The sequence below is a fragment of the Cupriavidus sp. HPC(L) genome, assembly GCF_000307735.3.
In the GTDB taxonomy this organism is placed as follows: Bacteria; Pseudomonadota; Gammaproteobacteria; order Burkholderiales; family Burkholderiaceae; genus Cupriavidus.
The window spans coordinates 1-16,872 of record NZ_AMPR02000458.1 but is presented as its reverse complement, the minus strand read 5'-3'; the positions used below and the strand labels follow the sequence as shown (position 1 = coordinate 16,872).

The following is a 16,872-nucleotide window of genomic DNA, read 5'->3' as shown; positions in this document are numbered from 1 at the left end:
CCGGCCCCGGCCGACGATTTCGATACCCATGCCGAGGTCAAGCGGCTGCTCGACGCCGCGGTGGCGATGCCGACCGCGTCGGCCAGCCTCGAAGACCGTATCGACCGTGTGGTGCTGCATCCGGTGTTCGGCCTGGCGATCCTCGCCGTGCTGCTGTTCCTGATGTTCCAGGCGGTGTTCTCGTGGGCCGAGCCGATCATGGAAGGCATCGAGGGCGGCGTGGCCTATGCCGGCGAACTGGTCGGCGGCCTGCTGCCCGATGGCCTGCTGCGCAGCCTGATCGTCGACGGCCTGATCGCCGGCCTGGGCAGCGTGGTGGTGTTCCTGCCGCAGATCCTGATCCTGTTCCTGTTCATCCTGACGCTGGAAGAATCGGGCTATCTGCCGCGCGCGGCGTTCCTGCTCGACCGGCTGATGATGGGCGCCGGGCTGTCGGGCCGGTCGTTTATCCCGCTGCTGTCGAGCTTTGCCTGCGCGATTCCCGGCATCATGGCCACCCGCACGATCCAGGACCCGCGCGACCGGCTGACCACGATCCTGGTCGCGCCGCTGATGACCTGCTCGGCGCGGCTGCCGGTCTATGCGCTGCTGATCGGCGCCTTCATTCCGGCGGACACGGTGATGGGCGTGTTCAACCTGCAGGGGCTGGTGCTGTTCGCGCTCTATGTGGCCGGCATCGTCAGCGCGCTGGTGGTCGCCTATGCGCTGAAGTTCTTCCGCCGCGACCGCACCGAGCATCCGCTGCTGATGGAGCTGCCGGCCTACCGCATTCCGAATCCGCGCGATGTGCTGATCGGCTTGTGGGAACGCGCCCGCATCTTCCTGTCGCGCGTCGGCAAGGTGATCCTGACGCTCACCGTGCTGCTGTGGTTCCTGGCGACCTTCCCGTCCCCGCCCGAAGGCGCGACGCTGCCGCCGATCGACTACAGCTTCGCCGGCATGATCGGCCATGCGCTGGAGAAGGTGTTCGCGCCGGTCGGCTTCAACTGGCAGATCTGTATCGCGCTGGTGCCGGGCCTGGCCGCGCGCGAGGTCGCGGTCGGCGCGCTGGCGACCGTCTACGCGCTGTCGGGCAGCGAGGACACCGTGGCCGCGCAGCTCGCGCCGATGATCGCCGCGCAATGGTCGCTGGCCACCGCGCTGGCGCTGCTGGCGTGGTTCGTGTTCGCCCCGCAGTGCATCTCGACGCTGGCCGTGATCCGCCGTGAAACGAACTCGTGGAAGGTGATGGCGGCCTCCACGCTGTATCTGGCGGGCCTGGGCTATCTGGCGGCATTCGTGACCTACCGCGTGGCGCTGCTGTTCAGCTAAGGCATTCGGAAGCCATCATGTCGCTCTATCACGTCGTCGAATCCGTGCTGGTGCCGCTGATCGTGCTGGTGTGCGCGCTGTCGGTGGCGGCGCGCTACATGCCGCGCACGCGCGAGCGCGTCAAGGCGGCGCTGGCGGCAAGCCTCGGCGGCGCGCAAGCACGCGGATGGCGCGCGCGGCTGGTGGCACGGCTGGCGCCGCAGGCGGTGGCATCGGGTTGCGCCACCGGCTGCGACAGCGGCGGCTGCAACAGCTGCGACAGCAATACGTCGAGCAATACGACGAACTCCGCGCCCGCCGCGCAGGAGAAACCGATCCGCATCGTGCGCAAACCGCAGGGCAAGGGCTAGGCGCGATCCTGGCTCAGGCACCGCAGTTCGACGAAGCCGGCTTTGCCGGCTTTTTTCTTGCCCGGAACCCTGTCGTCCCCGCGTATGCGGGGACCCAGTGGCTTTCAAAGACGCCGGGTTCCCCCCTGCGCGGGAACGACGGCATGGACCTTTGCTTTAGGTCAAACGGGTCAGAGGCCGGCAACGGCACACTCGGCATGGGGTCTTTCCCAGTCCTGTCGATAACAACATGAGCCCGATGCAATCTCCTCGTACCCGATTGGCAATGGCCGCCGTGGCGGCCGCGATGATGGCCTTTACCCCGCTGCACGCCGGCGCGGCAGATGCCGCCGCCCACCCATCCGGCACCGAATCCGAAGGCAACTGGATGGTGCGCCTGCGCGGCACCTATCTCGACTTTGCACAGAAGTCCGACCCCGTCGGCGGCGCCGGTGCCTCGGACCGGATCGGCGTCAACAACAAGTGGATCCCCGAGCTGGATGTCACCTACTTCTTCACGCCGCGCCTCGCCGCGGAACTGGTGCTGACCGTTCCGCAGAAGCAGGACGTCTATCTCGACGGCAACCGGATCGGATCGTTCAAGCATCTGCCGCCGACGCTGCTGCTGCAGTATCACTTCCGCCCGCACGCCAGGTTGCGGCCCTATGTCGGCGCGGGGCTCAACTTCACGCGGATCTGGGACGCCGATATCGCCGGCAATACGCTGTCGCTGGACCGCTGGAGCATCGCGCCCGCGCTGCAGATCGGCATGGACTACCGGCTGACGCGCAACTGGTTCCTGAATGCGGACATCAAGAAGGTGTGGCTGTCCAGCGATGTGAAGGCGGCCGGCGCCAAGGTGTCGGAGGTCAAGCTCGACCCGTGGCTGTTCAGCGTTGGCCTCGGATACCGGTTCTGAGCGGCGGACTGCGGTCACGCAGAAATGGGTACGCTGCGTATCCGAACACCTCAACGTCGTCCCCGCGCAGGCGGGGACCCAGTGACTTTGAAAGACGCTGGGGCCGCTTGCACGGGAACGACGTGTTCAGATCGCGCTGCCGTTGATCGTCACCGACAATCGCTGCCCGCTTTGCCTGACGCTGCAGCTCGCGGTCAGCGAGAACTCGCCAGGGGTCAGCGGCGTCACGCCGACCTGGCCCGGATGCGTGGCCGGGGTCACGGCGATATTGCCTGACTGTTGCCAGTCCCATGCCTCGCATTCGACGAAGGTCAGCGCGGTGCCGCGATGCCTGACGGTCGCGGTGACCGGAATCGGCAGCGGCGGCATCGTCGCGATACGCAGCGGCTGCGGGCCGTCGTAGACCAGCGCCCAGGTCGGCTGCTCGGTCACCGTCAGGCCGGCGCTCGGCGTGGCGTCGAGCTGTTTGCTGGTGGCGGTGATTTTCAACAGGCTCTGCAGCGGATCGGCGCCATTGGGACGGCTGGTATTCAACGTGAAGCCGCGCCCGCTTGCGGTTTGTACGACCGACAGCGACGGCGAGGTGCTCGCGTACGACCATTGGCCGTCGAACTGCGCGGTCGCATCGGTGCCGTCGCTGCGCATCACGCGCGCCGACAGCGTTGCCGGATAGCCGTTCAGGATCGCGATCGCGTCGATCGGCGTGCCGTTGCGCAGCAGCTCGAGCGTGTAGCCGTAGCTGCCGTTCTTCAGCACGACGACCGCGATCCGCGCGGCCAACGCGGCGCCATTAGGCGCCGTCACGCCGACCGTGACCGTGCCCTCGACCGTGCTGCTGGTCGACGGATTGACGCCGTGCAGCGTCGCGCGCTCGCGATCTGCACTCAGCTGGATGCCGGCAGCCGAACTCGCCCAGGCCCAGTCGTGCACGGCGGCGGACACATCGATGCCGTCGCCATCGAGCAGCGTGGCGCGGATCTGCCGCGTTTCGCCATTGGCCAAGGTCAGTAGCGGATGCGACACCGCCAGGCTGTAGTTGTGGCTGGCCGCGACCGTGATCGTGGCGGCCTGCACCGGCAGCGCGATCGCCTTGCCGTCGGCACCGTTGATGGTCGCGGCGACCTGCACGGTGACGGTACCCGCGGCGATGCCGGTCACGACCGCGGCGCCGGCGACGTTGGCGCTTGGTGTCACCGTTGCGACCGCGGGATCGGACGAGGTCCACGCGTAGCTGCCCTGGGCGGTGACGTCCCTGCCGTTGCTGTCGACGACGACGGCCGCAAGGGTCAGCGTGCGGCCCACGCCTACCTGTCCCGCCGATTGTCCGAGTGTCACGGTATAGCTGACCGTCGTCGGTGATCCGTTGGAGCCTGGACCTGACGAGCTGCCGGAGCCCGAGCCTGAACTCGGATTCGCCCCCGCACCATCGCCGCCCCCGCCTCCACCGCACGCGGCCAATACCATTGCCGTCAGCGCCGCCGCGACCCAGGCGAGCGGCTTCGATCCCGTTCCCGTTCCGATCATGATGTCTCCCCGTTGGCTGGGACAATGTCCCCCTTCAGGCTAGGCGCGACGCAACTCACGCTGTACCGGCCAGGCGGTGGACCACCGCCGCGGTTTGCGTGTGGCAGCACGCGTTCAGGTACGAGGTCGCTCTGGCGATCTCATTCATTTGGCCGAGGCCACCGCGTGACGACGCACGGCGGAAGCACGGATGCACGCTTGACGAGTCGACGCTCGATGCACTACGCTTTGTCGCTGCTACACGCGTTTCCACACCGTCGACTCTCGACACCCTCACACCAGCCAGCACGATGTCCGTTGCGCCGACCGTCCACCGCCAAGCCGCCGATGCCCTGTGCATCGCCGCGTCGGCGCGCGTGCGTCGTGCGATCGCCATCGACGGCTTCGGCTCGGTCCCCGCGCTCGTCCGTGCGCTCTCCTCGCTACAACTAGACCTACCGATCGGTTGCCGGGCCTAGCGCCCCGTGGCAGTTCGGCAGCCTGTCGCCACCTTTCCGTTCGCATTGGCACGCCGCTATCGATTTCGATTGCGGTCCTGATCGGTATTCGGCCCTCCGATCGTCCGACCGTCCGCTCGCCATGCGGCCCCGTTTTCCCCTTGCTATCGCGAATTCCTCGCGAGGAGGACCCGTTCATGCTGCGCAACCCCGCCGTCAAATACCGTCCCGCCGCCACCGTCGATCTGCCGGATCGCAGCTGGCCCAACCAGCGCATCACGCGCGCGCCGATCTGGATGAGCACCGATCTGCGCGATGGCAACCAGGCGCTGATCGAACCGATGAGCGTGGCGAGCAAGCTGCGCTTCTTCGAGCAGCTGGTGAAGATCGGCCTGAAGCAGATCGAGGTCGCGTTCCCATCGGCATCGCAGACCGATTTCGACTTCGTGCGCATGCTGATCGAGCAGGACCGCATTCCCGATGATGTGACGATCGTCGTGCTGACGCAGGCGCGCGACGACCTGATCCGCCGCACGATCGAATCGCTGCGCGGCGCACCGCGCGCGGTCGTGCATCTGTACAACCCGATCGCGCCGGCGTTTCGCCGCATCGTGTTCGGTGCGAGCCGCGACGAGGTCAAGCAGATCGCGTTGGCCGGCACGCGGCTGATTCGTGAACTGACCGACGCGATTCCCGGCACCGCCTGGACCTACGAGTATTCGCCGGAGACCTTCAGCATGACCGAGCTCGACTTCGCGCTCGAGGTCAGCGACGCGGTCGCCGATATCTGGGAACCGAGCGCGGCGCGGCCGATGATCCTGAACCTGCCGAGCACCGTGGAGTGCAGCACGCCCAATGTGTTCGCCGACCAGATCGAATGGATGCATCGCCATCTCGCGCGCCGTGCCGACATCGTGCTGTCGGTCCATCCGCATAACGATCGCGGCACCGCGGTGGCGGCGGCCGAACTGGCGTTGATGGCCGGCGCCGATCGCGTCGAGGGCTGCCTGTTCGGCAACGGCGAGCGCACCGGCAACGTCGACCTGGTCACGCTGGCGTTGAACCTCTATACGCAGGGCGTCGATCCGCAGCTCGACTTCTCCGATATCGACGAGGTGCGCCAGTGCGTCGAGCATTGCAACCAGCTGCCGGTGCACCCGCGCCATCCCTATGCGGGCGACCTGGTGTTCACCGCGTTCTCCGGATCGCACCAGGATGCGATCCGCAAGGGCTTCGCGCAGCAGAAAGCGGACGCGATCTGGGAGGTGCCGTATCTGCCGATCGATCCCGCGGACCTGGGCCGCAGCTACGACGCGGTGATCCGCGTCAACAGCCAGTCCGGCAAGGGCGGCATGGCGTATCTGCTCGAACAGGTGCACGGGCTCTATCTGCCGCGCCGGCTGCAGATCGAATTCAGCCGCGCGGTGCAGCGCATGACCGACGAGACCGGGGCCGAGGCCAGCGCCGACGATCTGTTCGCGCTGTTCCGCCGCGAGTATCTGGAGGCCGATGCGCCGCTGCGCTATGTGTCGCATCGAATGATGTCGGGCCAGGACGATCAGGTCGAGGTGGAGGCGACGCTGGTGCAGGATGGCGCCACGCGCGTGGTGCGCGGCAAGGGCAACGGTCCGATCGACGCCTTCGTGCGCGCGCTGGGCATGCCGGTGCGCGTGATGGACTATCACGAGCATGCGCAATCGTCCGGCGCCGATGCACGCGCGGCCTGCTATGTCGAGGTACGGGTGGGAGAATCGGCGACCGGCTTCGGTGCGGGCATCGATGCGAACCTGGTGACGGCGTCGCTGAAGGCGGTGGTGTCCGGTGTCAACCGGCATTTGCAGGCGGAGGCGGCGCAGCGGGGTTCGCAGCAGCAGGCGGCTTGACGTACGCTTTGGCCTTTGCGACACCGTTGGTCTGCGCCCCTCTCCCGTTTGCGGGAGAGGGGCTGGGGGAGAGGGAAAGCCTTTCGCGCTGGCAATACCGCTTCAGGTTTGCGAGCGCTCTTTGCCCTCTCCCCTACCCCTCTCCCGCAAGCGGGAGACGGGAAACACTCGGTTGACCAGTGTTGTCGCGGTTTACCGGAACGCCGGCTCGTCGAAGCTGCGCAGCTTGCGCGAGTGCAACGCCTCGACGCCGTTCTCGCGCAGGATGCGGATCGCTTCGAGACCGATCGTCATATGCTGGCTGACGCGCTGGCGATAGAAGGCGTTGGCCATGCCGCGCAGCTTCAGTTCGCCATGCAGCGGCTTGTCCGAGACGCACAGCAGCGTGCCGTAGGGCACGCGCAGCCGGAAGCCGTTGGCCGCCACCGTCGCGCTCTCCATGTCGATCGCAATGGCGCGCGACTGGTTGAAGCGCGCGTACAGCGTCTTGGATTTCAGCTCCCAGTTACGGTCATCGGTCGAGACCACGGTGCCGGTGCGCATCCGCGTCTTCATCTCGTTGCCGGACAGCCCGGTCACGCGCGCCACCGCTTCCTGCAGCGCGACCTGGATCTCGGCGATCGGCGGCACCGGTACCCACGGCGGCAGGTCCTGGTCCAGCACGTGGTCGTCGCGCACATAGGCGTGCGCCAGCACGTAGTCGCCAAGCTGCTGCGAGCGGCGCAGGCCACCGCAATGCCCGACCATCAGCCAGCAATGCGGGCGCAGCACCGCCAGGTGGTCGGTCATCGTCTTCGCGTTGGACGGGCCGACGCCGATATTGACCAGCGTGACCCCAAGCCGGTCCTCGCGCACCAGGTGATAGGCCGGCATCTGCGGCAGCGCGCGCGGATACAGCGCGAGATCGGGCTCGGCCTCGCCATGGTTCTGCACGATGTCGCCCGGCTCGACGAAGCGGACGTACTCGTCGCCATCGGCGCCGCTCATCAGCGAGCGGCCGAGCGCGACGAATTCGTCGACATAGCGCTGGTAGTTGGTGAACAGCACGAAGCGCTGGAAGTGCTGCGGCGCCGTGCCGGTGTAGTGGTACAGCCGCTGCAGCGCCAGATCGACGCGCTCGGCGGGAAACAGCGACAGCGGCCAGGCCTCGCCGGGCACCGGCTCGTAGGTGCCATTCGCAATCCCGTCGTCGATGCGGCTCAGCTCGGGCAGCACGAACGAGGCCTCGAGCTCGCGCGCCTGCGTGTAGCTGATGTCGGTGGTCGAGGCCTCGATCACGAAGGGCAGCGGAATCGGACGCCGGCTGGTGCCTACCACCACCGGCACGCGGTGATAGCGCATCAGCCGTTCGATCTGATCGCGGTAGTAGTCCGCAAACAGATCCGGCCGTGTCACGGTGGTGCCATAAACGCCGGGATACGCCACCGTGCCCCACGACGGCCGGCTGTCGGTGACCATCGTCTCGATATTGACCGAGATGCCCAGATAGGGATAACAGGCATGCGCCGCCGAAGGCAGCGGCTCGCCTCGGGCGAAGGCATCGAATCGCGCGCGCACCGCGCCGACCGCGTTGTCGTAGATCTCGCCGATGCGCGCCAGCGCGGCTTCGGGGTCCGTAAACTCGGCCAGCTGGTCGGCCGGATGGGCGGAAGAGAAGATCGAGGCTTGCATGGCGACGATCATACTCCGGCCCGCACGGGCCCGGCACACGACCGTACTGGCTACTCGGGAAACGGTCGCCACGTCGTTCCCGCGAATGCGGGAATCCAGCGTCTCTTGCAAGACGCTGGGTCCCCGCTTGCGCGGGGACGACTACCCGTGCTCACTCCGGCTGGATGTTGGCGGCGCGGATGATGCGCCCCCATTTGGCGGATTCCTGCTGCTGGAAGGCCGCCAGTTCGGCCGGCGTGCTGGTGAAGATCTCGGTGCCGGTGCTGCGATAGAAGTTGCTCGCGGTCTGGCTGCGCGCCGCCTTGACCAGCAAGTCGTTCAGCTTCGCCACCACCGGCTGCGGGGTGCCGGCCGGGGTGTACGCCGCGAACCAGTAGCTCATCTCGTAGCCCTTGACCCCGGCTTCGTCGATGGTCGGCACGTCGGGGGCCAGCGGCGAGCGGGTCTTGCCCGACACGCCGAGCGCCCGGAGCTTGCCGCTCTTGACCTGCGGCAGGCCGGTCGCGGTATCGGTGATCATCATCTGGATCTGGTTGCCGAGCAGGTCGGTCACCGCCAGCGGATTGCTCTTGTAGGGCACGTGCAGCAGCTGGACGTTCGCCATCTGCTGGAACAGTTCGCCGGCGATGCGCGACGACGAGCTGCCGCTGCCGAAGCTCAGCTTGCCCGGCTGCTGCCTGGCCAGCGCGATGAACTCGCCCACGGTCTTCACCGGCAATTGCGGATTGACGACCATGATCTGCCCGCCCTTGCCCAGCGCGGTGATCGGCGTGAAGTCCTTGACCGGATCGTAGGGCAGCTTCTTGAACAGGTGTTCGTTGGCCGCGTGCGTGGTGTTGGTCGTGATCAGCACCGTATAGCCGTCTGGCGCGGCCTTGGCGACGTCGGAGGCCGCGATGAAGCCGTTGGCGCCGGGCTTGTTGTCGACCACCACGGTGACCTTGGCGTCGGTGGTCATGGCCTGGCCGATCGCGCGGGCCAGTTGGTCGGTGGCGCTGCCGGCCGCGAACGGCACGACGAAGCGGACCGGCTTGTCGGGGAATTCGGCGCGCGCCGGTGCGGACGGCAGCGCCAGTGCGGCGAATGCCGTCAGTGCGGCCAGCGCCGGCAGCAGCGTCTTCAGGCGCGGCGCCGGTTGCGTTCGCACGGCGGCGGGGAAGAATCGGGATGGCATGGTGTGGTCTCCTCTGGGTGTTTTATGAGGTCGGAATGTGCCGATGCGCGGCGCCGATCAGCCGCCCGCGCGCAATCGCGGCGGCAACGGAATCTCCAGCTGCAGCAGCAGGAAGGACAACGCCTTGCCGTGCGCGTCGAGATTGAGCGCATCGTTGACGCCGCCGTCCAGCACGCCGTCGAGCACGAAGTTCATCGCGTGCAGCGATGGCACGACGTAGCGCGTCACCGCGGCGGGATCGCGATGGCGAAACAGCTCGCGCACCGCGTCCTCGGTCACGTGCTGCAGCAGATGCGGGAAATCGCTTTCGTCGTAGGCGATCACGCTGATGTTCGAGCGGTCGCCCTTGTCGCCGGTGCGGGCGTGGGCCAGTCGATAGAGCGCAATGGTGTCGGGCATGGTCATGGTCAGCCTTCGATCATCGTGTAGCGCGGCGACACCGCTTCGCGCGGCACCAGGCAGGACATCGCGTTCAGCCGCGGACGCAGCGCCGTGCGCACGCCGCCGCCGCCGGCAGGCCCGCAGCAGTACAGCGCGTTGACCTCGCGCAGCAGCGCCTCGGCAACGGCCTTGTCCTCGTGCGCCAGCGCGGCGCGCAGCCGCACGTCCTGGCTATGCGTTTCGTTCGGTTGCGATGCGGCGAGCCATGCGCCGCCATCGTCGGCCAGCACGCTGAGCACGCCGATCAGGTCGAGCCGCACCGGCACAGCGTGGCCGAGCATCGCCATCCGCTTGCGCACGATGTCACCGGCCAGCCGCGCGCGCGCCGCGGCGTTCGGACCGGCGTAGGAGATCTCCCCTTCGGCGATCCAGCCGCCCTCGTGGAACAGGTTGGCCTTCAGTCGCTGGGGACGCGCATGGCCGCGGATATTGCGCACCGCCACGCGGTCAGGGCCCAGCTGCTCGACGGTAACCGCGCCGATGTCGGCGACCACGTCGGGCGTCAGATAGGCGGCGGGATCGTGCACCTCGTACAGCAGCTGCTCCTTGACGGTCCGCAGATCGACGCAGCCGCCGGTGCCGGCCGCCTTGCCTACCTCGATGCCGCCATCGCTGTCCAGCCGCACGATCGGATAGCCCAGCGCATGGACGTCGGGCACATCCTTGATGCCGGGATCGGCAAAGTAGCCGCCGGTCACCTGCGCCCCGCATTCCAGCAGATGGCCGGCCATGGTCGCGCGCGCGAGGCGGTCCCAGTCCTGCCAGGACCAGTTGAAATGCGCCATCGCCGGGCCGACCGCCAGCGCCGGGTCGGCGACGCGGCCGCACACCACCACCTGCGCGCCGGCGGCCAGCGCATCGGCGATGCCTTGCGCGCCGATATAGGCGTTGGCGCAGACGAAGCGGCGCTCGGGAAAGGCCTGGCCAAGAATGCCGGACAGCAGCGTACGGCCGGCTTCGCCCGACAGATCGTCGCCCTGGACCACGGCGACGCGCGGCCGGGGCAGTCCCAGTTCGGCCGCCAGCGCCTGCACGCGGCGCGCGGCGCCGTGCGGATTGGCCGCACCGAAATTGCCGATGATCGGAATGCCGTGCGCCAGGCAAAGGCCCAGCACTGGGGTCAGCAGCGCGTCGAGCAGCGGCTCATAGCCGCGTTCGGGATCGGCGCGCCGGGCCAGATGGGCCAGCGCCAGCGTGCGCTCGGCCAGCGTCTCGAAGATCAGCGCGGCGGGGCCGCCGTCGGCGATCAGCGTGCGCACCACGGGCAGCGCGGCGTCGATGCGATCGCCGGAGAAGCCGGCACCGGAGCCGATCGAGAGCGGAGAAACCATGGCGGGCGCGATATCAGCGGGACGACAGTCAAAAAAAGGGAGGCGGCGCTTGCGCGCAGCCGGTCACGGCATTCTAGGCATGACGTCGAATTCGGAAAAACGGATTATTTGGATTAATCTAGCGGTCTGTTCGATCAATCCAGGTCGCCATCCCGCGCATTCCCGATCCCGCCCGCCGCCATGAACCTGTCCGTCAAGCATCTGCGCGCCTTCGTCGCGCTGGCCCAGCAGCGCAATTTCACGCGCGCGGCGCAGGCCTGCCATCTGTCGCAGTCGGCCTTCAGCGCGCTGATCCGCACGCTGGAGGAGCAGGCGGGCGCCCGCTTGTTCGAGCGCACCACGCGGTTTGTCGAGCTCAGTGCCGAGGGCCGCCGCTTCGAGGAGGTGGCCGAGCGGCTGCTGGGGGATTTCGAGGACGCCTTTGCCGACCTGCGCGACCATGCCGAACGCCGCAAGGGACGGGTCGCGATCGCCGCGTTGCCGTCGATCGCCGCGGGCGACCTGCCGCCGGTGCTCGCCGCGTTCCGCGCTCGCTACCCGGGCATCGCTCTGGCGCTGCACGATGTGCTGGCCGACGGCTGCATCGATCTGGTACGGCGCGGCCGCGTCGACTTCGCGCTGGCGCCGGCGCCCGGCCAGGATGCCGATCTGAAGATCGAGCCGCTGGTGGCGGACTCCTTTCACGTAGTCTGCCCGGCGGATCATCCGCTGGCGTCGCGCCGCAGCATCGCGCCTTCGGCGCTGGCCGGCCTGCCGTTCATCCATCTGTCGCGGACCAGCAGCGTGCGGCAGCATCTGGACGCCGCGCTGCATCCGACGCGGCTCAATGGCGTGATGGAGGTCGAGCACCTGGCCACCGTGGCAGGGCTGGTGGCCGCCGGGCTGGGCGTCACCGTGGTGCCGTCGCTCGCCCTGTTCCAGTTCCAGCTGCCCAATCTGGCGATCCGGCCGCTGCGGCTCGAATCGCTGGTGCGCGACATCTGCCTGGTACGGCTGCGCGATCGCGGCGATTCGGCCGCGGCCAGCGCGATGCTCGACTACGTGTACGCGCACTTCCGCAAGCGGCGCGGCGCGCAGGATGCCGAGCGGCGGACGCCTCAGAAGTGAGCGAGATAGCCGCCGTCGACGGCAAGGACGTGGCCGGTGATATAGGACGCCGCCGGCGAGGCGAGGAACACCGCGGCGCCCGCGATTTCGTCCGGCTGTCCCCAGCGGCCCAGCGAGGTACGGCGCTGCAGCCAGTCCTTGACGCCGGCATCGCCGACCATCGGCTGGTTCGGCTCGGTAGCGAAGAACCCCGGCGCAATCGCGTTGACGGTGATGCCATCGCGCCCCAGGTCCGCGGATAGCGAGCGCGTCAGCGCATCGAGCGCGCCCTTGGTCGCGGGGTACAGCACGTCGTCGCCGCGCGCGACCTGCCCCGCGATCGAGCTGACATTGATGATGCGCCCATAACCGCCGCGGCGCATGCGCATCGCGGCATGGCGGCACAGGTTGTACGGCGCGACCAGGTTGGTCTCCATCATGGCGCGCAGATCGCCGGTATCGAGCTCGGCCATGGTCTGCCGATTGCGCGCGCCGGCGTTGTTCACCAGGATGTCGAGCCGGCCGTATTGCCCGTCGATGCGGTCGAACGCCTGCGCGACCGAGGCCTCGTCGGTGATGTCGAGCACCAGCGGATGCGCGCCCGCTCCGAGCGCGGCCACGGCCTGCTCGACACGCTGCGCACTGCGCGCAACGACCAGCACGGTGGCACCGGCATCGATCAGGCCTTTTGCAATGGCCAATCCAAGGCCCTGCGCGCCACCGGTGACGAGCGCCACGCGGTCCGTCAGGGAGAAGGGATGGGCCGGGGGATGGGAAGAGGTATGCGCGGACATGCGGGGGAATATACCGCAGGGCGCCCGGCTTATCGCTGGGGCGCCTGTCTGGTTTGTTCGATCAGCCAGTCGCGAAACGCTACCACCCGCGGATCTTCGCTGCTGCTTTCCGGATAGACCAGGTGGTAGCCATAGTCCTGCGCCACGCTGACCCCGATATCGAACACCCTGACCAGCCGGCCCGCGGCGAGGTCGTTGGCGATCATCGGCAGTTCGACGAGGCCGACCGCGCCGCTGTCCAGCACGGCCTGCACGACGTGCGTGGAATCGGCGAAGGCCATGCAGCGGCTGTCGTCGAAGTCGTCGATGCCGGCCGCCGCCATCCACATCGGCCAGTCGGGCCAGACGATGCCATCGGTGCGGCAGTCGACGTGGCACAGCGTGTGGTGCAGCAGATCGCGGGGCTCGCGCAGCGGCGGGCCCGATTCCAGCAGGCCCGGGCTGCAGATCGGTACCACCACTGTGCCGAACAGGCGCTCGGCGCGTGCACCTTCATATCGGCCGGCGCCGAAACGGATCGCGACGTCGATGTCGTCGGCCTCGAAATCGCGGACCTGCTCGCTGATATCGAAGGTCAGCTCCAGGCCGGGATTGGCCGCGCGGAATTGCGGCAGCCGGGGCAGCAACCAGTTGGAAGCGAAGCGCGCCTCCAGCGATATCCGCAGATGCGCAGCGCCTCGCGCCATGCGCCGGGCGCGCGCGGTGGCGCGGCGCAGGTTGTCGAGCGCCTCGGCGGTCGCCTCGTAAAGGACCGCGCCGGCCGGCGTCAGCTGGATGCTGCGGCTGGTGCGCGTAAACAGCGTGATGCCGAGCTGTTCCTCGATTTCCTTGATCTGGTAGCTGACCGCCGCGGGGGTCAGGCCGACCTCGTCGGCCGCTCGCGTGAAATTCAGGTGCCGCGCCGCCGCTTCAAAGGTCCGGAGGGCGCGCGTGCCCGGCAGCATGCGATTCATCGATCTTCAGGCGAGATGGAAGGGTCGCACGGAAGCTACCGGTTTCCCGGCGGGGGGTCAATGCACAGGGAATCGCGCCGGACTGGCGCGCGGAGAGGGAACGTGGTGCACCAGCGCCCCCGGTGCACCACGTACCGTCGGATCGTCGATGCGATGCAGCGCGCCGGAATCAGGGGAACGCCGGCACCGCCGGGTCCATCCCCGCGAAGCGGGCTTCCGGATGCGAGCTGCGCAGCAGGGTTTCGATTTCCTCGCAACGGCCGCGCGGCACATCGACGATCAGCAGGATCTTGCCCTCGGCGATATCGGCCTCGAAGGGCTTGAGCCGGCTGTTGGGCGCCGAGCTGCCGATCATGCTGGAGGCCCAGGCACCGAACACCGCGCCGAGCACGGCCAGCACGCCAACCAGGCCCCATTGCGGGGTATCGCCGACGATAGGGAACATCGCCACCACCACGCCGGCGACCACGCCGACCGCGCCGCCGATCATCAAACCCATCTCGGCGGCGTGAACGATATCGGAGGTCTGGAACAGATTGGCCTCATGCAGGCCGGTCATGTCCATGCCGTCGCGGGCAATGAAGTGGATGTGCCGGTGTTCGACGCGATTGATCAGCAAATCGTCCATGGTGCGCCGAGCGCTGACGACGTCGGGCAATAACCAGTAGATGCGTTTGCGCATGACGGATTCCTCCGAGCGAGGTCCCGTCCGTGGGCTGCCGAGGCTGGCAGGTGGCGGCAGAATCCGCCAGCTGGGCGGGTTTTACTTTTGTACGCCACCAGGCAGGGAATCGCAAGCGCGCTCGTGGGATGCACCGCACCGTGCCGGCGCGGCGCCACGTAGCCGTCACGCCGGCGGCTGTCCGACGTGACGGCGATGACGCCGGGATGGGAACCGCTCAGAACGTGATCGGCAGCCGCACGTTGACCTGCAGGTCGGGCGTATCGCGCGTCAGCCCCGCGCCGACCGAGATATTGAGCGTATAGCGGTCGCTGAAGCGGTACGAATAGCCGACCAGCAACGAGCCCTGCGTGATCCGCACCGAGCCGGGCACGGTCTGGCCGTTCTGCTTGGTCGGCCAGATGATGCTCTGGTCGTAGCCGATGCTGAAGGACGCGCGTTCGTTCAGCGCCAGGCCCATGCCGAAGTTGAAGCCGAAGATATCGCCCGGCTCGATCTTGCCCAAGGGCTCCTTCTGGCCGTTCAGCACGGTACGGCTGACGTTGTCGCGGCCGAAGTTGTGCAGATAGCTGAAGGTGCCGAAGAACACCGCAGGATCGGTCGGCAGCAGCCACGTGATGCCCGGCTGGATCGCGTGGAAGCCGGTGCCGGTCGGCATGCCCAGCGGCAGCCCGGTACCCGTCGTATTGCCGATGCAGCGCTGCACGCAATCGGTGACCACGTCGAACGGGCTCTTGCCGGTATTGGACTTGTAGCGCAGCCAGCCGACGAAATACGGCATGCGGTCGTTGCCGTAGTTCAGCTGATAGCGCAGCGTCGCCTCGACATCGCCGAGCCCGCTGCCGCTCGAATTGAAGACGTTGTCGACCGCGGTGCCGGTGAAGACTTCCCGGCTGATGGTGGAGCCCGAGCTATGCACGTACGGAACCTTGGCTTCGATCTCGAGCCGCTTGGTGATGCCGTAGCGGAACGCGACCGAGGCGACATAGGTCGAGGTCTTGACCTCGCGCACATCGATCAGGCCGATCAGGATCGCCGGAATCACCGTGTAGCCGACCAGCGCCACCCGGTTGTTCGACGAGTAGCCGTACTGGAACGCCGGCTCGACGACCAGCCGGCCGGGCGGCGTCAGCACGCCGGGCTGATCGAAGATCGGCGCGATTTCCGGCGGACGCGTGTCGCGCTCCGGCGGCCGGCCGACCGGCTCCTGCGCCTGCGCGACCGTGGTGCTGCCGTTGGCGGGAGCCTGTGCCGGGGCCTGTGCCTGATTGACCGGCACGTTGCGCGTATTCGGCAGGCCGGTATTGCCGCTGGCCGCCGCGGGCGCCGTCGCCGCCCCGGTGGCAATGTCACCGCCGGTCACGCCGCCGCGCTGTCCGCCGCGCTTGTTGGCGAGCGCATCCACGCCGACGATGCTGCGCAGCTCGCGGATCGTGGCCTCTTGCTGGGCCATCGAGCGTTTCATCGCGTCGAGCACGGCGGCCTGTTCGGCGACCTCGCGTTTCAGGGCCTCGAGCTGGGCAGCCGTCGGTCCGTTGTCGGGCAGATTCTGCGCGTGCGCCAATCCCCCCAGCAAAAGCAAGGTCGAGCATCCCGCCTGCCGGATGCCCTGCATCGACCTTTTTCTCATGACTCTCCTCCCCCCGGATGGCGGACTGGTTCAGGAGTCCGCGGCCTGCTTTGCGTTGTTGCGATGCACCCCTGTGTTTCCGGATGCGACCGCGTGCATCCGTTGCTTCTGCCTGCTTCGATGTGGTCTTCGTGTGGTCTCGAGTGGTCCGTGTGGTCCCGTATGCGACCTGGCTCTACCGCATGCTCGCCGCCCGTTGCAGGGCGCTGTTCAATGCCGCGCCGGCGACCCCCGCGCGGAACGCCTGCAAGGTGTTCACGCCCGCATCGATGGTCAACAGGCTCTGGATCGACTGGTTGTTGAGCGAGTTCTGGATCACGGTCGCCGCCGTGCCCGCCAGCGCGCCCGCGTTGAAGCTGTTGCCCGGCCCGTTCTGGATCAGATTGAGCAGGCCGTTGGTGGTGACCGAACCGGTCGCGGTGGCGATCACCGCCGGCGCCGGCATCGTGGTCGCCCCGGAAGGTGGTGTGGGCGATGGCGCCGCCACGGTGGCGGTGCCCGGCGTCGACGTCGCCGTGCCGGACTGCCCAGCGCTGGCCGACGAACTGGCGCTGCCGCTGCCCGGCGTCGACGTGCCCTGCCCCGCCTGGCCCAGCGCATTGGCCGCGACCGAGCCTGCATTGGCGGCGCTCTGCAGCGCGGCGGCAAGCCGCCCTGCCTGTTCGGACGTGATACGGCTGACGTCCGGAATGACGAGGCTGGTCGAT

Annotated in this window: 14 protein-coding genes and 1 pseudogene; 5 read left to right on the top strand and 10 right to left on the bottom strand. The window is 67.9% G+C overall.

The window, feature by feature from the left end; genetic code table 11:
- The 3 genes from B551_RS23550 to B551_RS23540 all read left to right on the top strand — a co-directional run.
- A partial coding sequence (locus tag B551_RS23550) for a ferrous iron transporter B (protein WP_023265140.1) occupies positions 1-1,311 on the top strand: 1,311 nt, incomplete at its 5' end.
- Positions 1,312-1,328: 17 nt separating this feature from the next.
- Positions 1,329-1,661 carry a DUF6587 family protein gene (locus B551_RS23545; RefSeq protein ID WP_006578754.1) on the top strand — a complete coding sequence of 111 codons (333 nt, stop codon included), beginning with the start codon at positions 1,329-1,331 and terminating at the stop codon, positions 1,659-1,661.
- Between the two features lie 229 nt (positions 1,662-1,890).
- Positions 1,891-2,559, top strand: coding sequence for an OmpW family outer membrane protein (locus B551_RS23540; RefSeq protein ID WP_172682495.1), 669 nt, complete (start codon positions 1,891-1,893; stop codon positions 2,557-2,559).
- A 126-nt stretch (positions 2,560-2,685) separates the two neighbouring features.
- Here B551_RS23540 and B551_RS23535 read toward each other — a convergent pair whose 3' ends face one another.
- Entirely contained in the window at positions 2,686-3,894 is a 1,209-nt protein-coding gene (locus B551_RS23535; protein ID WP_253281411.1) for a hypothetical protein, read from the bottom strand.
- Positions 3,895-4,717: 823 nt separating this feature from the next.
- Here B551_RS23535 and leuA point away from each other — a divergent pair.
- Positions 4,718-6,403: a 2-isopropylmalate synthase gene (gene leuA, locus B551_RS23530; RefSeq protein WP_006578751.1), complete on the top strand. Its 1,686-nt coding sequence runs from the start codon at positions 4,718-4,720 to the stop codon at positions 6,401-6,403.
- A 192-nt stretch (positions 6,404-6,595) separates the two neighbouring features.
- Here the strand turns inward: leuA and B551_RS23525 are convergent, their stop codons facing one another.
- The 4 genes from B551_RS23525 to B551_RS23510 all read right to left on the bottom strand — a co-directional run bounded on the left by B551_RS23525 (position 6,596) and on the right by B551_RS23510 (position 11,020).
- Positions 6,596-8,086, bottom strand: coding sequence for an AMP nucleosidase (locus tag B551_RS23525; protein ID WP_006578750.1), 1,491 nt, complete (start codon positions 8,084-8,086; stop codon positions 6,596-6,598).
- 139 nt (positions 8,087-8,225) lie between these two features.
- Positions 8,226-9,248 carry a tripartite tricarboxylate transporter substrate binding protein gene (locus B551_RS23520; protein WP_006578749.1) on the bottom strand — a complete coding sequence of 341 codons (1,023 nt, stop codon included), beginning with the start codon at positions 9,246-9,248 and terminating at the stop codon, positions 8,226-8,228.
- A 57-nt stretch (positions 9,249-9,305) separates the two neighbouring features.
- Complete coding sequence (locus B551_RS23515) at positions 9,306-9,647, bottom strand: hypothetical protein (protein WP_043442497.1); 342 nt, start codon at positions 9,645-9,647, stop codon at positions 9,306-9,308.
- Between the two features lie 8 nt (positions 9,648-9,655).
- The gene (locus tag B551_RS23510) at positions 9,656-11,020 is read right to left on the bottom strand and encodes an acyclic terpene utilization AtuA family protein (protein WP_006578747.1); all 1,365 of its coding nucleotides are present in this window, start codon (positions 11,018-11,020) and stop codon (positions 9,656-9,658) included.
- 180 nt (positions 11,021-11,200) lie between these two features.
- Between B551_RS23510 and B551_RS23505 the strand changes: the two genes are divergently transcribed.
- A complete protein-coding gene (locus tag B551_RS23505; protein WP_006578746.1) occupies positions 11,201-12,127 on the top strand; it encodes a LysR family transcriptional regulator in 927 nt (308 codons plus the stop codon).
- Here B551_RS23505 and B551_RS23500 read toward each other — a convergent pair.
- From B551_RS23500 to B551_RS26790, 5 genes and pseudogenes are all read right to left on the bottom strand, one after another.
- Positions 12,118-12,900, bottom strand: coding sequence for an SDR family oxidoreductase (locus tag B551_RS23500; protein ID WP_023265137.1), 783 nt, complete (start codon positions 12,898-12,900; stop codon positions 12,118-12,120). The two genes, B551_RS23505 and B551_RS23500, sit on opposite strands and share 10 nt — an antisense overlap.
- Before the next feature lie 29 nt (positions 12,901-12,929).
- The gene (gene gcvA / locus B551_RS23495) at positions 12,930-13,853 is read right to left on the bottom strand and encodes a transcriptional regulator GcvA (protein WP_006578744.1); all 924 of its coding nucleotides are present in this window, start codon (positions 13,851-13,853) and stop codon (positions 12,930-12,932) included.
- Between the two features lie 169 nt (positions 13,854-14,022).
- A complete protein-coding gene (locus B551_RS23490; RefSeq protein WP_006578743.1) occupies positions 14,023-14,535 on the bottom strand; it encodes a hypothetical protein in 513 nt (170 codons plus the stop codon).
- 217 nt (positions 14,536-14,752) lie between these two features.
- Positions 14,753-16,165, bottom strand: a complete 1,413-nt coding sequence (locus B551_RS23485; protein WP_006578742.1) for a hypothetical protein — start codon at positions 16,163-16,165, stop codon at positions 14,753-14,755.
- A 175-nt stretch (positions 16,166-16,340) separates the two neighbouring features.
- Positions 16,341-16,872 (bottom strand): annotated as a pseudogene (locus tag B551_RS26790) (flagellin); the annotation flags it as partial.